General features: G+C 54.8%; 20 protein-coding genes and 1 tRNA gene. 6 read left to right on the plus strand and 15 right to left on the minus strand.

Annotated elements, in window-relative coordinates; genetic code table 11:
* Positions 1-2: 2 nt before the first annotated feature.
* The 5 genes from citE to ACS603_RS13720 are packed head-to-tail and all read right to left on the minus strand — an operon-like array spanning position 3 to position 4466.
* Positions 3-878: a citrate (pro-3S)-lyase subunit beta gene (gene citE / locus ACS603_RS13700; protein WP_182062388.1), complete on the minus strand. Its 876-nt coding sequence runs from the start codon at positions 876-878 to the stop codon at positions 3-5.
* Complete coding sequence (gene citD / locus ACS603_RS13705) at positions 875-1168, minus strand: citrate lyase acyl carrier protein (RefSeq protein WP_182062389.1); 294 nt, start codon at positions 1166-1168, stop codon at positions 875-877. The genes citE and citD overlap by 4 nt, the downstream gene beginning before the upstream one ends.
* Before the next feature lie 16 nt (positions 1169-1184).
* The gene (citC, locus tag ACS603_RS13710; protein WP_474944422.1) at positions 1185-2210 is read right to left on the minus strand and encodes a [citrate (pro-3S)-lyase] ligase; all 1026 of its coding nucleotides are present in this window, start codon (positions 2208-2210) and stop codon (positions 1185-1187) included.
* A 13-nt stretch (positions 2211-2223) separates the two neighbouring features.
* Positions 2224-3087, minus strand: a complete 864-nt coding sequence (locus ACS603_RS13715) for a fumarylacetoacetate hydrolase family protein (RefSeq protein ID WP_182062391.1) — start codon at positions 3085-3087, stop codon at positions 2224-2226.
* Between the two features lie 17 nt (positions 3088-3104).
* Positions 3105-4466, minus strand: coding sequence for a 2-hydroxycarboxylate transporter family protein (locus ACS603_RS13720; protein ID WP_182062392.1), 1362 nt, complete (start codon positions 4464-4466; stop codon positions 3105-3107).
* A gap of 345 nt (positions 4467-4811) precedes the next feature.
* Between ACS603_RS13720 and ACS603_RS13725 the strand changes: the two genes are divergently transcribed.
* Together ACS603_RS13725 and ACS603_RS13730 are read left to right on the plus strand one after the other, a co-directional pair.
* Positions 4812-6449: an ATP-binding protein gene (locus ACS603_RS13725; protein ID WP_474944423.1), complete on the plus strand. Its 1638-nt coding sequence runs from the start codon at positions 4812-4814 to the stop codon at positions 6447-6449.
* A complete protein-coding gene (locus ACS603_RS13730; RefSeq protein ID WP_315686766.1) occupies positions 6439-7131 on the plus strand; it encodes a response regulator in 693 nt (230 codons plus the stop codon). The genes ACS603_RS13725 and ACS603_RS13730 overlap by 11 nt, the downstream gene beginning before the upstream one ends.
* Before the next feature lie 57 nt (positions 7132-7188).
* On the opposite strand, the gene ACS603_RS13735 is transcribed toward ACS603_RS13730, so the two are convergent.
* Positions 7189-9324, minus strand: a complete 2136-nt coding sequence (locus ACS603_RS13735) for an ornithine decarboxylase (protein ID WP_474944424.1) — start codon at positions 9322-9324, stop codon at positions 7189-7191.
* Positions 9325-9723: 399 nt separating this feature from the next.
* Here ACS603_RS13735 and ACS603_RS13740 point away from each other — a divergent pair, with 399 nt between their 5' ends.
* Positions 9724-10437 carry a DUF554 domain-containing protein gene (locus ACS603_RS13740; protein ID WP_474944425.1) on the plus strand — a complete coding sequence of 238 codons (714 nt, stop codon included), beginning with the start codon at positions 9724-9726 and terminating at the stop codon, positions 10435-10437.
* 95 nt (positions 10438-10532) lie between these two features.
* Positions 10533-10608 (plus strand) — tRNA-Phe (locus ACS603_RS13745).
* Positions 10609-10867: 259 nt separating this feature from the next.
* Here the strand turns inward: ACS603_RS13745 and ACS603_RS13750 are convergent.
* The gene (locus tag ACS603_RS13750; RefSeq protein ID WP_474944426.1) at positions 10868-11707 is read right to left on the minus strand and encodes an alpha/beta fold hydrolase; all 840 of its coding nucleotides are present in this window, start codon (positions 11705-11707) and stop codon (positions 10868-10870) included.
* Between the two features lie 189 nt (positions 11708-11896).
* On the opposite strand from ACS603_RS13750, the gene ACS603_RS13755 reads away from it, so the two are divergent.
* Positions 11897-14965 (plus strand): autotransporter family protein, encoded by a 3069-nt coding sequence (locus ACS603_RS13755; RefSeq protein WP_474944427.1) that lies wholly within the window; start codon positions 11897-11899, stop codon positions 14963-14965.
* A 45-nt stretch (positions 14966-15010) separates the two neighbouring features.
* On the opposite strand, the gene ACS603_RS13760 is transcribed toward ACS603_RS13755, so the two are convergent.
* The 5 genes from ACS603_RS13760 to gss form a co-directional block, all read right to left on the minus strand.
* Positions 15011-15640, minus strand: coding sequence for a DUF1109 domain-containing protein (locus tag ACS603_RS13760; RefSeq protein ID WP_474944428.1), 630 nt, complete (start codon positions 15638-15640; stop codon positions 15011-15013).
* Positions 15627-16184, minus strand: coding sequence for an RNA polymerase sigma factor (locus tag ACS603_RS13765; RefSeq protein WP_474944429.1), 558 nt, complete (start codon positions 16182-16184; stop codon positions 15627-15629). Before ACS603_RS13765 ends, ACS603_RS13760 begins: the two co-directional genes overlap by 14 nt.
* A gap of 22 nt (positions 16185-16206) precedes the next feature.
* Positions 16207-17442 (minus strand): protein-disulfide reductase DsbD family protein, encoded by a 1236-nt coding sequence (locus ACS603_RS13770; protein WP_474944430.1) that lies wholly within the window; start codon positions 17440-17442, stop codon positions 16207-16209.
* 20 nt (positions 17443-17462) lie between these two features.
* Entirely contained in the window at positions 17463-18014 is a 552-nt protein-coding gene (locus tag ACS603_RS13775) for a peroxiredoxin (RefSeq protein WP_182062428.1), read from the minus strand.
* 158 nt (positions 18015-18172) lie between these two features.
* The gene (gss, locus tag ACS603_RS13780) at positions 18173-20035 is read right to left on the minus strand and encodes a bifunctional glutathionylspermidine amidase/synthase (RefSeq protein WP_182062429.1); all 1863 of its coding nucleotides are present in this window, start codon (positions 20033-20035) and stop codon (positions 18173-18175) included.
* A 155-nt stretch (positions 20036-20190) separates the two neighbouring features.
* Here gss and ACS603_RS13785 point away from each other — a divergent pair, with 155 nt between their 5' ends.
* Entirely contained in the window at positions 20191-20739 is a 549-nt protein-coding gene (locus ACS603_RS13785) for a DsbA family protein (protein WP_474944431.1), read from the plus strand.
* Positions 20740-20845: 106 nt separating this feature from the next.
* On the opposite strand, the gene ACS603_RS13790 is transcribed toward ACS603_RS13785, so the two are convergent.
* Genes ACS603_RS13790 through ACS603_RS13800 form a run of 3 tightly spaced genes read right to left on the minus strand, consistent with a single transcriptional unit; the run spans position 20846 to position 23635 of the window.
* A complete protein-coding gene (locus ACS603_RS13790; RefSeq protein ID WP_474944432.1) occupies positions 20846-21823 on the minus strand; it encodes an ABC transporter ATP-binding protein in 978 nt (325 codons plus the stop codon).
* The gene (locus ACS603_RS13795) at positions 21820-22797 is read right to left on the minus strand and encodes an ABC transporter ATP-binding protein (protein ID WP_474944433.1); all 978 of its coding nucleotides are present in this window, start codon (positions 22795-22797) and stop codon (positions 21820-21822) included. The genes ACS603_RS13790 and ACS603_RS13795 overlap by 4 nt, the downstream gene beginning before the upstream one ends.
* The gene (locus ACS603_RS13800; RefSeq protein WP_446491471.1) at positions 22790-23635 is read right to left on the minus strand and encodes an ABC transporter permease; all 846 of its coding nucleotides are present in this window, start codon (positions 23633-23635) and stop codon (positions 22790-22792) included. Before ACS603_RS13800 ends, ACS603_RS13795 begins: the two co-directional genes overlap by 8 nt.
* Positions 23636-23638 lie beyond the last annotated feature (3 nt).

Below are 23638 nucleotides of genomic sequence, written 5' to 3' on the forward strand. Positions count from 1 at the left end.
CCTTAACGACGCACGCCGGAGGCCGCCGCGCGTTCCAGCACCATCTGCGCGTGGTTGATAATCGGGGCATCGACCATTTTGCCGTTGAGCGATACCACGCCCAGGCCGTTACGCTCGCCCTCTTCTGCTGCTTCAATCACCCGTCTGGCGTGATCCACTTCCTGCTGAGTTGGCGCATAGGCGTTGTGTAGCAGGTCGATCTGGCGCGGGTTAATCAGCGATTTGCCGTTGAAGCCCATCTTGCGGATCAGTTCCACTTCACGCAGGAACCCGGCTTCGTCGTTTACGTCTGACCACACCACATCAAAGGCGTCGATGCCTGCGGCGCGCGCCGCGTGCAGCACGGCACAACGGGCGTAGAACAGCTCGGTGCCGTCACCGCGCTCGGTTTGCATGTCCATCACGTAGTCAAAGGCCGCCAGCGCGATACCGATTAAACGCGGGGAGCTGCGGGCAATCGCCACGGCATTAATGACGCCAATAGCCGATTCAATGGCCGCCATCACACGGGTAGAACCCACTTCACGCCCGCATTCGCGCTCGATGCGCTCCAGGTGGCCTTCCAGTTCAGCAATATCGTCAGGCGTATCGGTTTTCGGCAGACGGATCACGTCCACACCGGCACGCACGGCGGCTTCCAGATCCAGCAAGCCAAACGGCGTGCTCAGTGGGTTAATACGCACCACGGTTTCGATATCCTGATACATCGGGTGCTGTAACGCGTGGAAGACCAGCAGGCGCGCGGTGTCTTTCTCGCGCAGCGCCACCGCGTCTTCAAGGTCGAACATGATGGAGTCGGGACGGTAGATAAACGCCGTTGAGAGCATGGCGGCGTTCGCCCCCGGCAGGAACAGCATACTGCGGCGGAGTTTGCTCATTTCAGCGCCCCCCAGTTGATGGTCTGTTCTTCTGCGGCGCGCAGAATCGCGCTTTGCAGACGGGCGCGGATCACACAGTCCAGCGCCCCTTTATCTTCAACGATGATCAATCCCTGCTGCACGTTCATCGCGCGTAATGTCTCATCGACGACCTGGCGGATCTGCTCGCCAAACTGCTTGATCACTTCACTGTGGATGACAATCTCCAGCTCACCGTGAGCGGGAGCGATTTTCACCATCAGGTCGCTGGACTCCTGCGTTCCGGCCAGCGCCTCCCTTACAATTTTCATGATAAATTCCTGATAGTTATGCGACTTCCGCGCGCGCACTGTAGTGCGCTTCGAGATGCGCGAAAGTGGATTCCGGGACAATCTCCCGGATCCGGGTAAACTGCTGTGTCTTGAGTAAACGGCGAACTTCCGAGGCTGAAATGGCGTTGCCGGTGGCCTTTATGCGCGGCATTTCCACTACGTCGATGCGGGAGGAAAGCAGCGCGTGCAGCGTCTGGTTGTACTGACGGGTGATATCGCAAAATGGCTCTGAGCCGATAAAACGGTGGGTGATCCCCAGGACCGGCGCAATGTGATCCCGGAAGATCAACACATCGATTTCACTCCATGCCTGCTGCACTTTGCCGGTATCTTTCAGGAAATAGGCCGGGAAGGTCGCGCGGGAAATGATGTACTGCGAGCCTTCATGCACAACCACGTTTGGCAGATGTGCCACACCTGCGCTCACCATCTCCAGGCGTGCGCTGAACGGGAAGAACGATGCGTCTTCACGCACAACAAACAGATGCAGCACATCGCACTGCTGCGCGGCCTGCTCCACCAGATGACGGTGCCCAAGGGTGAACGGATTGGCGTTCATCACAATCGCCCCCACTTTCTCGCCACACTTGCGCTTAGCGCTAAGCGTACGGCAGTAACGCTCAATGCCCTGCGGCGTGTTCTCCATCAACACGGCGTTGTTACCGCTCTGGGCAATGGGCCAGAAGCCGCTGCGGGAAAAGCGCTCTTTATTGCACGGACGCGTGCACAGAAAGAGATGAAAGTGCCCACGCGCCAGCGCAGCGTTCTCCACTTCTGCCAGTAACCGCGCGCTCAAGTTCTCGCCACGAAGCTGCTCGTTTACCGCCACGCATTTGATGACGTTACCGGCAAGGCCTGCGCAACCCACCAGCTGCATTCCGACCCAGGCCTCAACGAACAGCGTAATGTCGTTGTCCAGGCCAAGACCGCTGTCTGCCAGTAAATAACGGATCTGGCTTAAGCGTTCCGGGTGTTTCGCCACGTCTGTCAGACGAAAATCGATAGTGGGTTGCGATTGCATACTGCCGCCTTACTTAATGTGCTGCCGCAAGCGTGGTTGCCGGCGCTTCCATGATCACGTTACTCAGATGGCCGATATGTTCGATCTCCACCTCAATGCGATCCCCCTCTTTCATAAACAGCGGTGGGTTACGCTTTTTACCTACGCCACCCGGGGAGCCGGTGATGATCACATCGCCAGGGCTTAAGCGGGTGAAGGTGGTGATGTACTCGATCAGTTCCGCCACCTTGTGGATCATGCTGCTGGTGTTGTCTTCCTGCACCATGCGGCCATTCAGCCAGGTGCGGATCGCTAACTGGTGCGGGTCCGGGATTTCATCTGCGGTAGCCATCCACGGACCGAACGCCCCGGTCTGACGCCAGTTCTTCCCGGCGGTAAACCAGGTGTGCTGCCAGTCGCGGGCTGAACCGTCCATGTAGCAGCTGTAACCGGCCACGTGGCGCAGAGCGTCGTCGCGGCTGATGTTCTCCCCGCCTTTACCGATAATCACCGCCAGCTCGCCTTCATAATCGAACTCGCTGGAGTGGCGCGGTTTCAGCACCGGCTCGTTGTGGCCAGTCTGGGAATCCGGGAAGCGGACAAACAGCGTGGGTGCCGGGTTGTGCTGGTCAAACTCCTTGCGCTTGTCGGCATAGTTCATGCCCACGCAGAGGATTTTTTCCGGCTGCTCAATCACCGGTAAAAAGGTGATGGCGCTCATCGGCACATCCACGGCATCGTTGAGATAACGGGTGGCCTGTGCCAGCCCGTTCCCTTGCAACAGCGCTTTAAGGTCGCTGTAGCGGTCGCCCAGACGGCGACCTAAATCAATCACACCTTCGGCCTGCACGATGCCGTAGCTGCGTTTACCCTGGTATAAAAAGCTTGCGAGTTTCATTGTTCTTTCCTGAAAACTTAAACGAGGAAGTTGCCCAGAATCAGCAGTGAGACGGAGACGTTAATCGCGCCGCCAATACGGGTGGCAATCTGGGCGAATGGCATCAGGCTCATGCGGTTGCCTGCGGTCAGGATCGCCACGTCACCGGTACCGCCCTGGCCGCTCTGGCAGCAGGAGACGATGGCGACATCAATTGGGTGCATCCCAATCTTTTTACCGACGAAGAACCCGGTCGCGACCAGCGCAGAGACGGTGCTCACAATCACCAGCAGGTTGCTGATGGTGAACGCAGCCACCAGTTCGTGCCACGGGGTGATAGCCACACCGACGGCGAAGAGGATTGGATAGGTCACAGAGGTCTGGAAGAATTTGTACACCACCTGCGAGCCCTCAAGCAGACGCGGGGATGCGCCGTTGCAGAGCTTCACCAGCACCGCCATAAACAACATGCCAACCGGTGCAGGCAGGCCAATCAGCTTGTGGCCAAGCATCCCGAGCATATAGAGCAGTACCGCCAGCAGTGCGCCAGAGGCAATCGTGGTGACATCGGCTTTGCCAGAGAACGCAGGCTGAGTGGCAGTTGCATCGGCATTGGCGCGGTTTGGCATCAGCTGGCCTTCACCGGTCAGATGCGGGTAGCGTTTACCGAGCTGGTTCAGGCAGCCAGAAATAATGATTGCCGTCAGACCGCCAAGCATCACCATCGGCAGCACGCGGCCGAGCGCAACGCCCTGGTCCATATGCAGCAAGGTGGCATAACCAATTGAGAGTGGAATGGCCCCTTCGCCTACACCGCCCGCCATGATCGGCAGAATAATGAAGAAGAAGATCTGGAAGGGCTCAAGACCCAGCGCCAGGCCAACGCCCATCCCGACAATCATGCCGACGATTTCACCGCACAGCATCGGGAAGAAGATGCGCAGGAAGCCCTGAATCAGCACCGTACGGTTCATGCTCATGATGCTGCCGACGATAATGCAGCAGATGTAGAGATAGAGAATATTGGTGGATTTGTAGAACTTGGTTGTGGATTCGACCACCACGTCCGGCAGCAGACCATAATAGACCAGCGCAGACGGGATAAAGGTGGCGCAAATCGCCGCCGCGCCCAGCTTGCCGATAATCGGCAGGCGTTTGCCAAACTCACCGCAGGCAAAGCCGAAGAACGCCAGCGTCGCCACCATCACCACGATGTCGCTTGGCAGTTTGCCGCCCAGACAGTCAATGGCAATCAGCGCGCCCGCCAGGATAAACAGTGGCAGAGGAATAATCCCGACTTTCCAGGTATCCATAATATGCCACCAGCGCTCCTTGAGCGATGGCCGCTGAATATCAATCGGGTCGTGGGTAACAGAGAAAGAGTCGTCAGTTGTGCTCATAATAAGCCCCTTGGTTATTTTGTGCGTTCAGCTTAAAGTCACAAAGGCTTACTTTATGTGAGGAATGGCATATTAAAACCGAAGTTTTAATGGCAGCTATGGTTTTAATGGTTTCTTTTATTTAGTGTGATTTATGCCTTATTAATGGCCGTGGTTTTTATGGTTTCTTTTCTAAATTGAACAAACAAATAACATTTCTGAATTTCGTTTCAGGGCGATAAACCTTTCAGATAAATCTTTTACAGGCCGTGCTGTGCAAGGGATCACAAGTTTTCGGCAAACCGGGGGCTGGCGCGAGAAAAGATGATATATTGGCGCCTCTCATTGATACCCTGCGTGATAGTTATGAAAGTATCGTTTCAGATCAAGCTGTTTATTTCGCTGGTAGCCTTTTTCTCAGTGCTGTTTACGTTACTGGGTGGATATTATTATGTCGATGTTGGCAGGCAGCTTTATCAGGAAATGAGTGCACGCGCTAAAATACAAGCTGAAGAAATTGCGCTTATTCCCACTTTACGTAATGAAGTCGAACAAAAAGATATCAAGTCAATCCATGACTTTATGCAAAAAATAGCCACCCACAGTGATGCCAGTTTTATTGTGATTGGCGATAACAAAGGGCAGCATCTGTTCCATTCCGTGTTTGCTGACCGGGTCGGTACAACGCTTGTCGGCGGCGATAACGAAGAAGTGCTGCTGGGGAAAAGCACCACTACCATTCGCAAGGGTGGGCTGGGCATTTCTCTGCGCAGCAAAGCGCCCATTTTTAACGATGCCGGGCAGGTGGTGGGGATTGTTTCGGTGGGGTATCTCACCAGCTATCTCGACACCATTACCGTGAATAAGGTCGTCAATATTTTAATTGCAGCGGTGCTGCTGCTCATCGCCCTGTTTATCTTCTCGTGGTTTTTCACCCGCAGTATAAAGAAGCAGATCTTCTCCCTGGAGCCACGTGAAATCGGTCTGCTGGTGCGCCAGCAAAAAGCGATGATGGAGTCCATTTATGAAGGGGTGATCGCCATCGATGATGACCTGCGCATTGAAGTGATCAACCAGGCGGCCAGAAAGCTGCTGGGGTTAAGCCAGCCCGCCCGGGAGTTGCGCGGCCAGCTGATTAGCCAGGTTATCGAACCTGTCCCTTTCTTTGCCCCACAAACCATGCTGGCGAAAGACACCCACGATGAGATCTGCCGCTTTAACGATCTCACGGTGATCGCCAGCCGGGTCCGCATCATGCTGGAAAATTCGCTTCAGGGATGGGTTATCACCTTCCGCGATCGCAATGAGATAGATACCCTGAGCGCCCAGCTCAGCCAGGTAAAACGCTATGTCGATAACCTGCGCATTATGCGCCATGAGCAACTTAACCGCATGACCACGCTCTCTGGCCTGCTGCATATGGGCCGTTATGAAGAAGCCATTGGCTATATTCAGGCACAATCGGAGCACGCTCAGGAGCTACTGGACTTTATTTCGTCCCGCTTTAGCTCGCCCACGCTGTGCGGCCTGCTGCTGGGTAAAACAGCCCGCGCACGTGAAAAAGGGGTCGAGCTGAATTTCGACCCGGCCTGTCGGATGGACACCGTGTTCCAGCCCCTGCACGAAGCCGAGCTGATCTCAATCATTGGTAATTTGCTGGATAACGCCATCGAAGCGACGCAACGCTCTGAACTGCCGCACGCACCGGTGGAGGTGTTGATCAAACTGAACGAACAGGAACTGATCGTTGAAGTTGCCGATCAGGGCGTGGGCATCAAACCGGAGATCCGCGACAGGATTTTTGAGCGCGGCATCACCACCAAAACACGCGGCGATCATGGTATTGGCCTGTACCTGATTGAAAGCTATGTCACGCAGGCTGGCGGCTCGATAGAAGTTGCCGATAACATGCCGCGTGGCGCAATTTTCTCACTGTTTATTCCCGCCACGGGAGCCGCCCGGCGTTCCGTTCAGGAACTGGAAGATACCGATTATGCAACATGAACTTATCGACGTACTGATTGTTGAAGACGAGCGCGCGCTGGCACAGCTCCACGCCGAGCTTATCAGCAAACACCCGCGACTGCGCCTGGTGGGTATTGCATCGTCCCTGGCTGACGCGCAGGTGCAGCTCGAAAGCAAACAGCCGCAACTGATGCTGCTGGACAACTACCTTCCCGATGGCAAAGGGATCACGCTTATCAGCAACCCGATGCTGACCCGCGCTAACTGCTCGGTGATTTTCATCACGGCCGCAAGCGACATGGACACGTGCAGCCAGGCCATTCGCAACGGCGCGTTTGATTACATTCTGAAACCCGTGTCCTGGAAAAGGCTCAGCCAGTCGCTTGAACGCTTTGTGCAGTTCGCCGAACAACAGCGGGTCTGGAAGATTGTCGATCAGCAGAACGTTGATTCGCTGTACCAGCTCCAGGCCAAAAACTATCGCCAGGATAATGGCAGTAAAGGCATTGAAGAGAATACGCTGGCGCTGGTGCAAACCCTGTTTAACCAGAAATCAGCCCACTATTTTTCCGTTGACGAGGTAGTGACCGAAACGGGGTTGAGTAAAACGACAACCCGGCGCTATCTGGAGCACTGCGTGGAGGCAGGTTTTTTGAGTGTGGAAATGCTGTACGGGAAGATTGGGCATCCGCGCAGAATGTACAGGCGGGCAGAGGTCTGAATGTTTTTGTTGGCCGGGTAAGCGTTAGCGCCACCCGGCGTTCGTTCGGGCAGGGGTTTACTTCAATACATACCCATAAAGCCGCTGGATCCCGTCGGCGTCTTTTTCGCTGTAAACGCCCTGCAACTCCGGCGAGAAGCCCGGTAACAGGTTAACGCCCTCTTCCAGCGCCAGGAAGTAACGCTGCACCGCCCCACCCCAGATTTCGCCAGGCACCACGCACAGCACACCCGGCGGGTACGGCAGCGCCCCTTCAGCAGCAATGCGCCCTTCGGCATCACGAATACGCACCAGTTCGACGTTACCGCGAATGTACTCCTGGTTAGCATCCTGTGGGTTCATCACCACCGCAGGCAGGCTCTCTTTGCGGAACATCGCCTTTTGCAGATCTTTCACGTTAAAACTGACGTACAGATCGTGCATCTCCTGGCACAACTGACGCAGGGTGTAGTCCCGATAGCGCACCGGGTATTTCTGATAAATGGTCGGCAGCACGTCGGCAAGCGGGGTGTCATCTTCAATATGCTGCTCAAACTGCCCCAGCATCGCCACCAGCTGCGCCATCTTCTCGCTGCTTTCAGCAGGGGTTAGCAGGAACAGGATCGAGTTCAGATCGCATTTCTCCGGTACGATGCCATTTTCACGCAGGTAGTGCGCGAGGATGGTCGCCGGGATGCCAAACTCAGTGTAGTGACCGGTTTCCGCATCAATACCTGGGGTGGTCAGCAGCAGCTTGCAGGGATCGACAAAATATTGCTCGCGGGCATAGCCTTCAAACCCATGCCATTTCGCGCCTGGCTCAAAGCTGAAGAAACGACGCTCGCTGGCGATGGTCGATGTCGGGTGATCCTGCCACGGACGCCCTGCCACCACGGGTGGAATAAAGGGTTTGATCATATGGCAGTTCGCAATGATCGCCTTACGCGCCTCAATGCCCAGCTCCACGCACTCCGCCCAGAGCCTGCGGCCACTTTCGCCTTCATGAATTTTTGCATTCACATCAAGCGCCGCGAACAGCGGATAAAACGGGCTGGTCGAGGCGTGCAGCATAAACGCGTTGTTAAGCCGCTTGTGCGGGCAGAAACGCGCCTGGCCACGAATATGGTTGTCTTTTTTATGGATCTGCGAGGTTTGCGAGAACCCGGCCTGCTGCTTGTGCACAGACTGGGTCACGAAAATACCCGGATCGTTCTCGTTGAGTTCCAGCAACAGCGGAGATGTTTCCGCCATCATCGGGATAAATTGCTCATAACCTACCCAGGCGGAATCAAACAGGATGTAGTCGCACAGATGTCCTATCTTGTCGATTACCTGACGGGCGTTATAGATAGTGCCGTCGTAGGTGCCAAGCTGAATGATTGCCAGGCGGAACGGCCGTGCCTCGTCGGCCTTTTCCGGCGCCGCCTCACGGATTAGCTCCCGCAGATATCCATCATCAAAGCAGTGCTCATCAATACCGCCAATAAAGCCGAACGGGTTACGCGCTGCTTCGAGATACACCGGCGTAGCGCCGGCCTGGATCAGCGCACCGTGGTGGTTGGACTTATGGTTATTGCGATCGAACAGCACCAGGTCGCCACGGGTCAGCAGCGCGTTGGTGACCACCTTGTTGGCGGCAGATGTTCCGTTGAGCACGAAGTAGGTTTTATCCGCATTAAAGACTTTTGCCGCGAACTTTTGCGCGTGCTTGGCAGAACCTTCGTGAATTAACAGATCGCCGAGTTTCACATCGGCATTGCACATATCGGCGCGAAACACATTCTCACCGAAGAAATCATAGAACTGCCGTCCCGCAGGGTGTTTTTTGAAAAACGCACCATGCTGATGCCCAGGGCAGGCAAACGTGCTGTTCCCCATCGCCACATACTGACTCAGGGTGTCAAAAAACGGCGGCAGCAGATCCTCTTCATAACGGCAGGAAGCCGTTTCCAGTTCCAGAAACTCCTGCGCTTTACCGGCGATAACTGCCGTCACGCCCTCAGGAACATCCGTTGGCTCTTGTGAGAACATAAACACCGGTAAGTGGAAGCCGGTACGCTTCAGTAACGCAAGGATGCCGCTGCAACTCTCAGCGACCGTAATGACGACTGCCGCCACGTCGGTAAAATCGGTATTGTCCAGCGTCACCTTTTCGCGGTGAGTAGACACGGTGGACACCAGCTCGCGGCTGACGGCAATTTTCATTGATTTCATAAGCACAAATACCCGTTTCAGGGGAGAAAAGGCCCCGGACAGGGTAAATACCCTGCCCAACGAATGTGTCTGATCGGAATCAGCTCCGACCGCCAGACATCAGTAAAATCAGAACGCGTCTGGTTTTACTGTTGTCCTGCAGTGAGCCAGCGTTACCCTCACCGCACGGTGAGACAAGAGTAGAATAGCGTGATACGGACAGGCATTCGCGCAGCGGTAAGCAGTGTCAACATTGGCGGCTCCGTATCAGAAGAGGAGAAAATTCGCGCAATCATGTCACCTTTTATTTTAGGGTGCAAGAAGGAATCATTATGCACTTAATCATCCAAAGCTAAGCCTTTAACACCGAGTCCGTGCAATAATAATGCAATATCAATGATTAAATAACAGGAGCTTACTGTGGTTATCGGTCCTTTTATTAATGCAGGTGCCGTCTTACTGGGCGGTGTACTTGGCGCCGTATTAAGCCAGCGGTTACCGGAGCGTATTCGCTCCTCCATGCCTTCTATTTTCGGCCTTGCATCGTTAGGTATCGGTATCCTGCTGGTCATTAAATGTGCCAACCTGCCGGTGATGGTGCTCGCGACCCTGCTCGGCGCGCTAATAGGCGAGTTTTGCTATCTGGAAAAAGGGATCAACAACGCGGTAAGTAAAGCGAAGAACCTGATTACGCGCCCGGGCAAAGCGAAGCACGGCAATCACGAGTCGTTTATTCAAAACTATGTCGCCATCATTATTCTGTTTTGCGCCAGCGGCACGGGGATATTCGGCTCGATGCAGGAAGGGATGACAGGTGACCCCAGTATATTGATTGCTAAAGCCTTTCTGGATTTCTTTACCGCCACTATTTTTGCCACCACGCTTGGCATAGCGGTAGCCGCGATTTGCGTGCCGATGCTGCTTATCCAGCTGGCGCTGGCAACCTGCGCGACGCTTATTCTGCCGCTGACCACTCCGGCAATGATGGCAGATTTTACCGCCGTGGGCGGTTTGCTGCTGCTGGCAACCGGGTTGCGCATCTGCGGGATTAAGATGTTCGCAGTAGTAAATATGCTGCCTGCCCTGCTGATAGCAATGCCGCTTTCTGCGCTCTGGACACACTTTTTCGCCTGAGATGGCCACAAACTGGCGAGAGAGTGTGCAGTCTGTAACGAAAACAACAAATTTCGTTGACGCCAGAATGTGGATCGGGTTTAATGCGCCCCGTTGCCCGGATAGCTCAGTCGGTAGAGCAGGGGATTGAAAATCCCCGTGTCCTTGGTTCGATTCCGAGTCCGGGCACCACTATTCAGAAAAACCAGCCTTAGGGCTGGTTTTTTGCTTTCTGGGAAAATGGCCCATCCAGCAAAGGGACTCTCCCTTCAAACAATCTCCTGCGCTTATACTTTTACTTCAGCCCAATTTCACTCAGGAAAATTTTGGCTAGTTATTTACTACCCGCCCCCTGAAGAAATACCGTTATTACATCTGTTCAACGCACTACCCCAAGTGAATATTCCACATTAATAACACAATCAGATAATTGTATTTTTCGTCTTTTCAATTAGCACCCAGGCAATGGATTCTTCAGTAATTGCGGCCAAATTGCCGCCCAGTCGGCACTGTGTGTCATTCCACTGACAACCTCCACACGAATGCAATTTCCCCCGACTACCTGCTGGAAACGCCTTGCAACATCAACAGGAACCGTTTTATCCGCATCCCCGCTGTAATGGATTTGCGGCAATGTACGCAGTTCGGCAGCACGATCAATTGCACTGATGGCATTCGGCATTGGGGTAACATTATGCAAGGTATTCACCCATGCAACGTCGAGGTTCCCTGCAACAGTACGTAATGACCGAACATCTTTACGACGAGCAGCGAGTAGCGCCGCGATGTTCCCGCCACCGGAATACCCCACCATATCGAGTTTCACCCCAGGATAGCGGCTGGCAAATACTTCCAGCGCCTCATTCATGGTATCAATCACAACCGCCGAAAAACGATCGTTGGTCCACCAGTTCACCTGACAAGTTGCTGGCAACGGGGGCCCGATAAACTGGCAAGGTCTGGCGAGATACAGCACATTCTGCCCCGGATCGGCGGCAGCCAGCTTCAGCCCTGTTGGCTGATGAGGTGTAGGATCATCAGAGGGTTGAGTACGGCTTTTCCAGGCAAATCCATCACCTTCGATGTAAACACGTATTGAGTTCACAGGCGGAGTGAATCGGCCCCATGTCGCTATCACGAAAGAACGTGTCGGTATGTTTTCACTGTTCAGACCAGCGGTACTGGCGATCCGGGTTGCTTCGGTTCGGGAATCTACCGAAACACAGCCTGCAATTAAAAAAGATAAGCTAATCAGTATGCCAGCTAATAATGCCTTGCTTTTTATTTGCATACCACTCCGTCACCTTAAGTTAAATTAATATCAACACTAAAAATATGGTCTTATTTCAATATGAAATAATTAAACAAACCTTATTGTTTTCTGCAACAAATTGTATATTCTTCGCCGCAACAATATCGGATTAATCCGAATAACATTGCACCTGCAACTACACATATCGCAACTTTGTGGCGGCTCATCATGGAAAAAAAACAACTCAGCCAGCTGATTTCTCTGCTGGTTGCCTCTACGGCAGCACAAGGGTTATTAGTTAATCCTGTTTTTGCGCTTCCAGGTATTATTACTATCGACTCAGCACAAAGTAGCTTGCAGGTTGCAGGCACTATTCCTGAGGTACATATCACCAACACCGGTTCGCTGACAGGTAGCCCTACAACAGCATTTACCTTAAGTCAGGGTGGGACACTCACCTCACTGACCAATGACGGCACCATTAGTGATTTTAACGATAATATCCCGGATTCCGTCTACAGTAGCATCGTTCAGATTGATGGTACAATTGACACATTAACCAATAACGGTTTTATTACCAGTACCGATCCCTTTAATTATGGCGATATCGTTACAATCGGTACTTCGGGTTCAGTTGATACTTTTATCAACAATGGAACCATCCAGAACAATCCAAATAGTTATAATTTCGGCATGATGAATGCTGGCACTATCGACAACATGGGTTATGTTCATCAACTGACTAATACCACTAATGCCGTCATTAGTGGTTATATTGGCATTTATAACCAGGGCACTATCGATAATATCACCAACAACGGTCTTATTATCTCAAACAACTCCAGCTTTATGCCTATGCCCGGCCAGAATGGCGCAATTAATAATTATGGCACCATCGGTACACTGTATAATTCCGGGACCCTCAGCAATGGTAACCTGGGTTTCTTAGATTCTGGTGCCGTCATTAACTGGGGTACCATCCATAATATCATTAACGACAATGTCATTAGTGGTAATACTTTTGGTATTTCCAACTATGGTTCTATTGACACCATTGAAAACAATGGACAGATCAGTTCCAGCAGTTCCGGGATTTATGCCAACACGTCCAGCACCGAAGTCGTCAGTAGCATTATTAACAATGGTACTATCTCCGGGAGTTACTCAGGTATTTACCTCTCAAGCTACAGTAGCCTGAACCCTGAAACGAGCATTGTTAACAACGGTACGTTAACCGGCTCGGGTTATGCGCTTAATATCTATAACGATACTAACGCGAGCTCCAGCGTCACCCTGACCAACAGCGGGTTAGTTTCCGGTGACATTTACTCCAACGGCTCGATGCCATTAGTCATCAATGGCGGGACGGGAACAACAGGCACATTAACCGGGCTGACGGGCATCGGTAATATCAGTGCTACCCGTTCCGACGTAGTCTTTGGCACAGGTTCACTGCTGCTGAATGATAATGTTAACGTTTCAACCAGCAGAGTGCTCAACGATGCAGCCTCGTTGCAGGTTAACAATAACATCAGCATTACAGGCGACTATCACCAGAATGCAGCTGCAACGCTGATCTCCGGGATTTCCGACCTGGTCGCCGCAGATGGCAATAGCCAGAGCGATTTCGGCTATGGACGTTTGAACGTGAGCGGGAACGCCACGATCGATGCGGGCTCCAGCGTGAACCTGCTGCGCACCGGCAACACATACAACTTCGCCGAAGGGCAACGCTACGTGGTGGTTTCTGCTGCCGGTGCAAGCACTAATTTCAACGCAGATCAGCTGAACTACAAAGCTGTAGGTTACGCCGGGGCAGTGACAGGAACAGTGGTTGATGACGGTTCAAATAAAGCACTGGTCTTAACCGTAGGTGCTGAACCAGTGGTTACGCCTCCGCCGGTGATTACACCTCCGGTTGTGACACCACCTGTTATCACGCCTCCACCTGTAGTGACACCTCCGGTTGTGACCCCGCCAGTGGTCACCCCGCCAGTGGTGACACCTCCGGTTGTGACCCCGCCTGTGGTCACCCCGCCAGTGGTCACGCCGCCGGTTGTGACGCCACCTGTGGTCACCCCGCCAGTGGTCACGCCTCCGGTTATCACGCCTCCAGTGGTCACGCCTCCGGTCGTTACCCCGGAACCAACCCGACCTGGACTTGCGACCATGCCTGGCGCGAAAGCCGCACTGGGTGGCCTGGCGAATTACACCGGTATTGCCTCCCCGCAGCTACTTGACCTCTACAACGCTTCACTGGCGATCGAAGGCAAGCGGGAAGCTAACCGTGTTGGTGAGAGCCTGTCATCTGCACAAAACCTCAACACCAGCTCCGCGGCAACGGTTGCTACGTCAACGGCGCAGGCTGTGGTCGGGGCGCATATTGATGCTGTGCGTAACCCGAGCAGCGCCGGAACCAGCGGTGTTGCAACCGGTGACGACTACGAAAGTAACTGGATTGTCTGGGGGCAGCCGTTTGGTGGGTACGCTCGCCAGGACAGCACCGCAGATGTGAGTGGCTACACGGCGAAATTTGGCGGCTTGATCCTCGGTGCGGATCGTTCGCTGGGTGACGACTGGCGTCTGGGCGCAGCACTGAACTACAGCAACACCTCTGTTCGCGGTAAAGATAACCTGAGCGGCAACACCTCTACCGCCGACAACTACGGGATCATTGGCTATGCAGGATATACGGGTCAGCCGTGGTATCTGAACCTGTCTGCGGGTCTGAACCGTCAGAATTACAGTTCCGTTCGTCGTGCTGAATTTACCGGCTTCTCCGGCTCTGCCGACGGTAAATTTAACGGTCAGTCCATTACCCTACAGACCGAGTTAGGCTATCCGTTCACGCTACCAACAAATGTGGTACTGACACCACTTGCCAGCCTGACTTACGGCTACCAGCACGTTGATGGCTACAAAGAAACGGGCGGCAATGGTATGGCGCTGGACGTAAGCAGCAGCCACACGCAGTCTGTCGTCAGCGAAATCGGCACTCGTGTTGAGAAAACCTTCGCCACCAGCGTGGGTAACCTCACACCGTTCGCTCAGGTTACCTGGCTGCACCAGTACGATACAAGTCAGGCCAGCAGTCATGCATCGTATGCCGCAGATACCGTGGGTGAAACGGGCTTTATGTCTAAAGGTACTGCCCCGGTGGAAGATATGGCTGGCGTGGCCATCGGCAGCACGCTGTATAGCGAAGATAACCTGAACCTGGATGCTCGCTACGATCTGCAAGCGGGTGACCGTTACCAGGCGCACACCTTCAGCCTGCGTGTACGCAAGATGTTCTAATCGTGACTGTAAAACGGGGCCACTAATGGCCCCGTTTTTTTATCCTCAACGTAGCACAACCCACTTCCACCCCACGCCCATCGTCACCAGTACAATCGTCACCACCGCCGCCACATGCAGCAAAAAATCCACCGGATGCACCTCTACGGGATGACAAAACGAAAGCAACGTTAACGCCATACAGGCAACGCCCGCTCCCGCCACTGCAAGCGTTCGCAGCGGATACAGCGCCCGGGTTCGGCGCAAATAACCGATTACCAGCACCATCATCGGCGCGCTCACCGCCATCATAAAGACATAACAGTTCACCTCATCAGGATGATGGGCCTGCGTATTCGTCTGGCCGAGACTTAACCCCACGCTGCCCAGCCAGAGCACCCCCAGCGGCACAAACCATCGCCAGCTCAAGGGTTTTCGCCCGGCGATGCTGAGCAAAAACGCGTTACGAATAGCCAGCGTGCCGGTAATAAACACCAGGATTAACTGAAGCACAGCTAACGCCGCGCCGGGCTGTGTCCAGTCGGTGGCGATACGCTGAAACATCAGGCTACTCAAGGCACCGCAGGGCAGCGCCATCATCAGCCAGGCAATGACTCTCCTGCTGTTTGTCCAGGGACGATAGACAGGCTTCGCGTCCCGGCTCAACTGTTCAATTAACACCTCATGACTGCCCATGATTCGCTCCCATACGGCGAAGATTGGTTAATGCCCTGTGAAGTAATGATTTCACGGCTGCAATGCTCAGATTATGGCGCGCAGCGGCCTCCGCAAGGCTCATCTCCTGCAAATGGATATGTTCAACAATTTGCCGCTGTCGCGACGGAAGCTGGTCTAATATCCGCGCCAGCTGTTCTTCATTTTCCCGATGTTCCGGATTTTCTACCGTGGCACCGTCATACGCCCTTTCGTCATCCGTTTCTCGTTGCTGATAACGCCCACGGCGGCGCAACGCGTCAACAGCACGCGCCTGCACGATGGCCATCAGCCAGGGTAGAAACGCAAACGCCGGGTCGTAGGTGTGGCGAACCCGATGCACCGTCAGCAGGACATCCTGGATGACATCGTCAACCAGTGCGCTATCGGCAACCTGCTTACGAACCAGCACCCGGATGGCCGGGACGATGGCCCGCAGCAGTTGCGTATAGGCTTCGCGATCCCCCGCCTGGGCGGAGGCCATTAGCGCGGGCCAGCGCTCACGCGGGGCGAGATCGTTATCCATAGTCCGCCACGATATTGTTACCTCATGCTTTTTTACCGGATGCCTGATTCAGGGCATTCACCACAATCGACGGCGTAAGCACCTGCGGCAGCACTTTCGGTGCGCTGCCATCCGCCGGGTAGACCACATACAACGGCAGCCCGCCCTGCCCAAACGCATTCATAGCATCGTCGATATCAGCATTAAATTTAGTTGAATCGGCGACCATATAGACAGTTCCGGTGCGGGAAATCGCCTGTTTCACCGCCTGGGTGGATAACGATGTGCGATCGTTTACCTGGCAGGTAATACACCAGGATGCGGTGAAGTTGACGAAAATGGCTTTGCCGTGACCGCGCATTTCCGCCACAGTATGTGGCGACCATTTCACCTCGGTAATGTTATCCGCAAGCGGGCTTTCCGGCTGGGCAGTTTGCGTGTGCATAACGCCCGGCAACGGCGTTATCGCCGCCAGAAACAACACCACCGTCACCGCCAGTAGCACTTTATAGCTGTGTCCGGTAAAGCGCCTGCGCTGGGCAATACCGTACAGCCACGCGGTAAAACTCACCACCACGGCACAGGCCAGCATCGCCGCCAGCGCGGTGGTTCCCGCCTGCTGCGCCAGCACCCAGACGAGCCAGGCAAAAGCGCCAAACATGGGAAAAGCGAGGCCGCGCTTGAGGATATCCATCCAGGCTCCCGGGCGCGGTAAGCGTTTTGCCATCCCCGGAAAGAGCGAAATCGCGGTAAATGGCGCAGCAAACCCAAGCGCCAGCGCCAGAAAAATGGCCAGCGCCACGACAGGCGGCTGAACCAGCGCGTAACCCACGGCCCCCGCCATAAACGGTGCCGAGCAGGGGGTAGCCACCACAATACCCAGTGCGCCAGTTAAGGCTGAACGCACAAACGCACCGCGCCCTTCGGCGTTGATTTCCCCTGCCCGCTGAAGCGACAACCCGACTTCAAACACCCCCAGCAGGTTCAGCGCCGCCCCCAGAATGATCAACGCCAGCGCAGCAATCACCAGCGGTGACTGGAGCTGGAATCCCCAGCCCACCGCCGTTCCTCCGGCGCGCAGTGCCAGCAGCACGGCCGCCAGCGCCATCATGGTAAATATAACGCCAAGCAAAAAGCCCAGTCCTTCCGTACGGGCGCTCGCGCTGTTGCCCTGATGACGTAAAAGCCCCAGCGCCTTCAGCGAAATCACCGGAAAGACGCACGGCATAAAGTTGAGAATAATGCCGCCCGCGAAGGCGGCCAGAATAGCCGTTAGCATAGAAAACCCCGGAGGCTAAGTTACGAGTGCGATTGCGCGTATTTTTTCACGGCATCCATCGTTTTCTGGATATGTTCATCAGGGTTACGGTCGGTGTAACTCAGCAGGATCTTGCCGTCCGGGGCGATAACGTACGAGGTACGGTCAGACAGAGTTTTGCCATTCATCTGCATCAGCGTTTTATACTCTGCCGCCACTTTTGCCCCTGGGTCGGCCGCCACCGCAAATTTGTCGCGACACTCCAGTTTCGAGAACTCATCCACCTGGTCGACATTTCCGGCGGTCACTCCCACCACGGTTGCCCCGAGTTTTTTAAAGTCATCCGTTGCTTCGGCAAAGGCGTGGGCTTCCAGCGTACAGCCCTTTGTAAATGCCGCCGGGAAGAAATAGAGCACCACCGGCCCTTTCTGTAGCGCCTGCTGCAACGAGAAGGTCAGCGGTTTACCGCCCAGCGCCCCTTGCAGGCTAAAGTCCGGGGCTTTATCCCCCACTTCCAGCGCAGCATGTGCGCTCATGGCAAAAAGAGAAAAGCTCAGTACAGCGGCGGCAGACAACGTTTTCAACGGTTTCATGGTCAGCTCCATCAGGAAAAATGTATTACCTGAAGAGTAGTTCGCTAATGATGTCGAAAAGGTTTCGCTGGCCACGAAAATTTATTCATTTAGTGGGGATGGCGCGCAAGAAGGGAGACATACCGCTCCGGGGAAACAATCCCGCGGAGCGGTTAGCATTACTTATTCTTCTCGACAATTAACGGCTCAATGTCGCTCTCTTTTTTCACCACCAGCGTATCGTCCCCGCGCAAACAGGTGCCGCCATAGTTCCCGCCCACGGTAAAGGTACACACCTGAATATACTTGCCATCGACTTTTGGCAGGCACCACAGCTGCTGGTAGATATTTTTACGGTCAGCAAACTTGCCGCTGGATTTGTCCAGCAGTTCATCCTGCGGGCTTATCAGGTCGATGTTGCTGCCGCAGCGCCCGGCAATCGGTTTAGCGGCATAGCCAGTCTGTTTCAGCAGGGCGTTCACCTCAAAATCGGTATCCAGCAGGTAACGGTGGTTCGGGAAGAGCTGCCACAGCACCGGCAGGATCGCCTTGTTGCCAGGAATAACCGTCCACAGCGGTTCAAACACCAGCACTTCCGGGCGCAGCAGCACATCGATCAGGCGCACTTCACCTTCAGGATGCCCGGTGCGGATCGGCACCGCAGCGTATTCAGTTTCGCTCACTTCACGGATTTGCTCAATCGCCGTTTCCCAGGCCCAGGTTTTCCACACGCAGTTCACGTGGCGACCTTCATTGTCGACCAGTTGCCCGGCGCTGTCCCAGCTTAGCGCACCAAGTCCGTGCAGGATCCGGGTTTCAAACCCGGCCTGAATGAGCGAGCGCTGGATAAACAGGGCGTGATAATCCTCTTCGATATCGTTGTCCTGCATGATGTGAACAAACGGTCGGGCGTGGCTGTGTTTCCACGCGCCAGTAAGTTCTTCCAGTAGCCCTTCAGCCGGGTTGTGGCCATTCCCGCGATAGCCATTTTTCACCCACTCTTCAAGGATCAACCCGCCCTCGGTGTGGCAGGAAGCGGAATCGGCGTTGTACTCGTACACCTTCAGCCCACGCTCATCCATACAGAAATCCATACGACCGGTGATCATATGGTGACGACGCCATTGCCAGGAAAGACGCAGACGCGGCCAGAGGATTTTCGGGATGTCGAAAAGCGCCAGTAAGTTATCGTCTTTCAGCACCTTGTCGGTGGCGTGCAGGTACATCAGATGCAGTTCGTTGGTGGCTTTGATAAGTTCCTGCTCGGCGCTTTCAGTAATGGTGAAATACTGGCAGGGATCTTTATTGATAAAGTGACCGTTCGCCTGCACGTAGGCCTTCTGAAGGGCATCGTCTTCGTTGAGCCATTTCCCGTCGAACTGACGTTTGTTTTTCAGCCGCGCACCGCTGATTTTAAGCAACTCGCCGTCGATTTCCGGCTGCGGCAGGCTGTGTTCGGTGTCATCGGTCTGGATCATCCAGCCGAGGATCTCGGTGTCGTTGAAGGTGTCATGAAGGGTGTAACACCCGTTCTCAACGCTCAGACGCAGTTCACGCGTCCACTGCTGCCCTAACGGGAGCGGGGAGTGAATAACGTTCTGCTCCGCAATGCGGATCTTATCATCCAGCAGCTGGGTAATAACGGCAACGTGCCCGGTTTCATGGAACTCGCCGCCCTTTTGCCAGATAAGCAACGCCCCGGCCTGCGGCGCGCGTTTTGAGCCATTGGCAAAAGCCTGCAAGGGCAAGATGTTATCGTTCACCACTTCGCGCAAAAAGCGCAGAGAGAAAATCTCCCACGCCATGCCGACATCGGTAAAAATCACACCGTAGTTGAGGAACAGGAAACGGCGGGCGAACTCAACACACTGCCACTTGTGGCCCATGTATTCGTTGCTGATATAGCTTCTGAAATCCGCGTCTTCAGGGTAGTTACGTGGATCGAGGCTGCCGTAATTTGAAGAGTAAATCGCCACGCCACCCGGCGCATAACCTAACAACGTCCCGAACGGAGCGTCACTGCTTAACTTTCCTTTACGCATGTATCCAACCTAAAACAGGCAGGCGGCAATTTTTTGAAGGGTTGTCGTCGTCTGCACGTTGTAATTAACCTGACAGAGGTGGATTTATCATACACCTGCGTGGCAAATTATTCGTCGCGACAATAACTAAAAAATTCACAACATCAGGAGTCAACATGAGCTTACAAGCGCAACCGCTTGAATGGGGTCACGGCCCACACACTTTCGAAGTGTTCCTGGAACCAACCTGCCCTTTCTCGGTTAAAACATTCAACAAGTTAAACGCGTTCCTGGAACAGGCGGGTGCAGATAAGGTGACGGTCAAAATCCGTTTACAGTCTCAGCCGTGGCATCTGTTTTCCGGCGTGATTGTGCGCTGCATTCTGGCGGCGTCCACATTGCCGGATGGCAAAGCCGCAGCGCACAAGGTGATGCAGGCCGTGGCCGATCATCGCGAAGAGTTTGAGTTTACCGACCACTGTAGCGGCCCGAATATGCAGGCGACGCCAGAAGAGATCGTCGCGCGCATTGAACGTTACAGCGGGGTACAGGTTGCAGAGGCGTTTGCCCGCCCGGAATTGCAAACCGAGATTAAGTGGCACTGTAAATATGCGCGCCAGAACGGTATTCACGTCTCCCCGACGTTTATGGTCAATGGCCTGGTGCAGGCGGATTTGGGCAGTGGCGATGACGTAGAAGTGTGGGCGAAACGGGTTCTGGGATAGCGTTGTGCAGCCTGTCATGTCGGGTGGCGGCTGCGCCTTACCCGACCTACAAAACACGAAACCCTTTAGGTCGGGTAAGCGAAGCGCCACCCGACACGTTTAAGGCTCAAATCTTAAACAACCAGCACGCCGTAAAATGCCCTGGCGCTATCTCCTGCATCGCGGGCTCCTGCGCCTGACAAACCGGCATGGCATGTGGGCAACGGCTGCAAAACTTACAGCCCGGCAGCGTTGAGGTTGGCCCGGGAATTTCACCGCGCAAAGTCGCTTCTTCGAGGTTACGAATACGCGGGTCCGGCTGCGGCACCGCCGCCAGCAGTGCACGCGTGTAAGGATGCGCCGGATGCTGATACAGCTCGTTTGCGGGCGCAACCTCCACTAGCTTACCGAGATACATCACCCCGATACGGCTGGAAATATGGCGCACCATCGACAGGTCATGAGCGATAAACAGATAGGTCAGATCCAGCTCCTGCTGGAGATCCTGCAATATATTTACCACCTGCGCCTGCACTGATACATCCAGCGCCGACAGCGGCTCATCACACAGCACGAATTCCGGGCGCACGGACAACGCCCGTGCGATGCTGATACGCTGACGCTGCCCGCCACTGAACTCATGCGGGAACCGCTCAAGATGTTCCTTTTTAAGCCCGACCTTATACAGTAGTGTTTCAGTCCGCTCCCGCTGCTCTTCCCGGCTGTAGCCGTGGATCTGCATTGGCTCAGCCACCAGATGTTGCACCGTCATACCGGGGTTAAGCGACGAATACGGGTCCTGAAAAATCGCCTGCATTCTTTTACGCAGCGGCTTCAGCTCTTTTTCGCGGGCGTGGGCGATCTCTTGCCCGGCAAAATGGATCTCGCCCGATGTGATATCGAACAGGCGCAGGATGGCACGCCCGAGGGTCGATTTCCCGCAACCGGATTCCCCGACCAGGCCAAAGGTTTCACCACGCTGAATATCAAAGCTCACCCCGTCAACCGCTTTCACCGCCACGCCTTTGCGCAGCAGGCCGCCGTTAAGCTGATAATGTTTGCGCAGTTCCCGTACGCTCACTAAAGGCGAATGTTGCTCGCTCATGCCTGAACCTCCTTATTTGCCCATAACCAGCACGCGGCGCGATGGCCTTCTCCTGTGGTGTAAAACGCTGGCTGCCTTTCGCACTGGGGCATCCGTTTCGGACAACGTTCGGCAAACGGGCAGCCCGGGGGTGGGTTGAGCAAGCCTGGCGGCGAGCCTTCGATAGGCGAAAGGCGATGATTCACCTCGTCTGGGCGCGGCAGCGAGGCCAACAGCCCCTGGGTGTAAGGGTGCGCCGGACGATAGAAAATGTCCTCCACGCTCCCTTCTTCCATCACCAGCCCGCCGTACATCACCACCACGCGGCTACACACCTGCGCCACCACGCCGAGATCGTGAGTGACCAACAAAATGGCGGTCTGCGTTTTCTGTTGCAGGCTTTTCAGCAGACGCAGGATCTGCGCCTGAATGGTCACGTCCAGCGCGGTGGTGGGCTCGTCGGCAATCAGCAGTTTTGGGTTACAGGAGAGCGCTATCGCTATCATCACGCGCTGGCGCATCCCGCCGCTGAACTCGTGCGGATACTGGCTATAGCGGCGTTCAGCCTCGGCAATGCCGACCTGCTCCAGCATGTCAATCGCCGCAGCTTTTGCCGCTTTTTTTGACAAACCTTTGTTACGCACCAGGATCTCTGACATCTGTTTGCCGATGGTCAGCACCGGGTTCAGGGCCGTCATCGGATCCTGGAAAATCATCGCAATGTCGTTGCCACGAATGGCGCGCAGCTGCTCGGGGGTTTTCTGTGCCAGATCGTCGTTCTGAAAACGGATACTGCCACCGGTTATCCGCCCGTTGCTACCCAGAAGCTGAATGATCGACTTACAGGTGACGCTTTTGCCGCAGCCGGATTCACCGACGATGCCGACAAGTTCTCCAGGCTGAACCTGAAAGCTCACGCCGCGCACGGCATGAACATCGCCATCGCGCGTGTGAAAGGTGGTTTGCAGGTTATCGAGTTCTAATAAGTTACTCATCGCGGTTCGCTCCCGGCTCGAAGGCGGTACGGAACACATCGCCCAGCACGTTAAAACTGAACACCGTCAGCAGGATCAAAATGCCGGGGAACATCGCAAGCCATGAGGCTTCACCAATGTACGACTGCGCATTGTTAAGCATACTGCCCCAGGACGCTGCAGGTGCCTGGACGCCAAGCCCAAGGAAGCTGAGCGTCGATTCCATCAAAATGGCCGACGCGATGTTGAGCGTAGCCGCCACAATAATGGTCGGCAGTACGCCAGGAATAATATGGCGCACAATAATACGCAGCGGGTGTTCCCCGGATGCGCGAGCATAGAGCACATACTCGCGCTCTTTCACCGACAGGGTTTCCGCACGCACCAGCCGCGACATGCTCATCCACGTCAGCAGGCTGATGATAAGGATAATGTTATCCACTCCGGGCTTGAGGTAGGCGTTCACCACCAGCAGCAGGAAGAAGGCCGGAATAGCCATCAGGATATCGACGGCGCGCATCATCAGGTTATCGAGCCAGCCGCCAAAATAACCACTTACCGTGCCGACGACCGTGCCAATCAGCGTGGAAAAAACCATCGCCAGAAAACCGACCATCAGTGATATCTGCCCGCCATACAGCGCGCGGGTGAAGTAGTCACGCCCGTATTCGTCGGTGCCAAACCAGTGCGAGGCATCCGGGGGTAAGGTGCGGGCACCCAGCGCCATCTGGTCGGGATCGTAAGGACTCAGCCCTGCGCACAGGGCCGCGATGACGAAAATAAACAGAACAAATAATGAAAACTGCGCCGGACGATTGCGGCGCAACTGGTGACGAACCTGTTGCCAGCGTCTGCTCATCCG

This window comes from Enterobacter sp. Li2LvB3 (assembly GCF_056156645.1).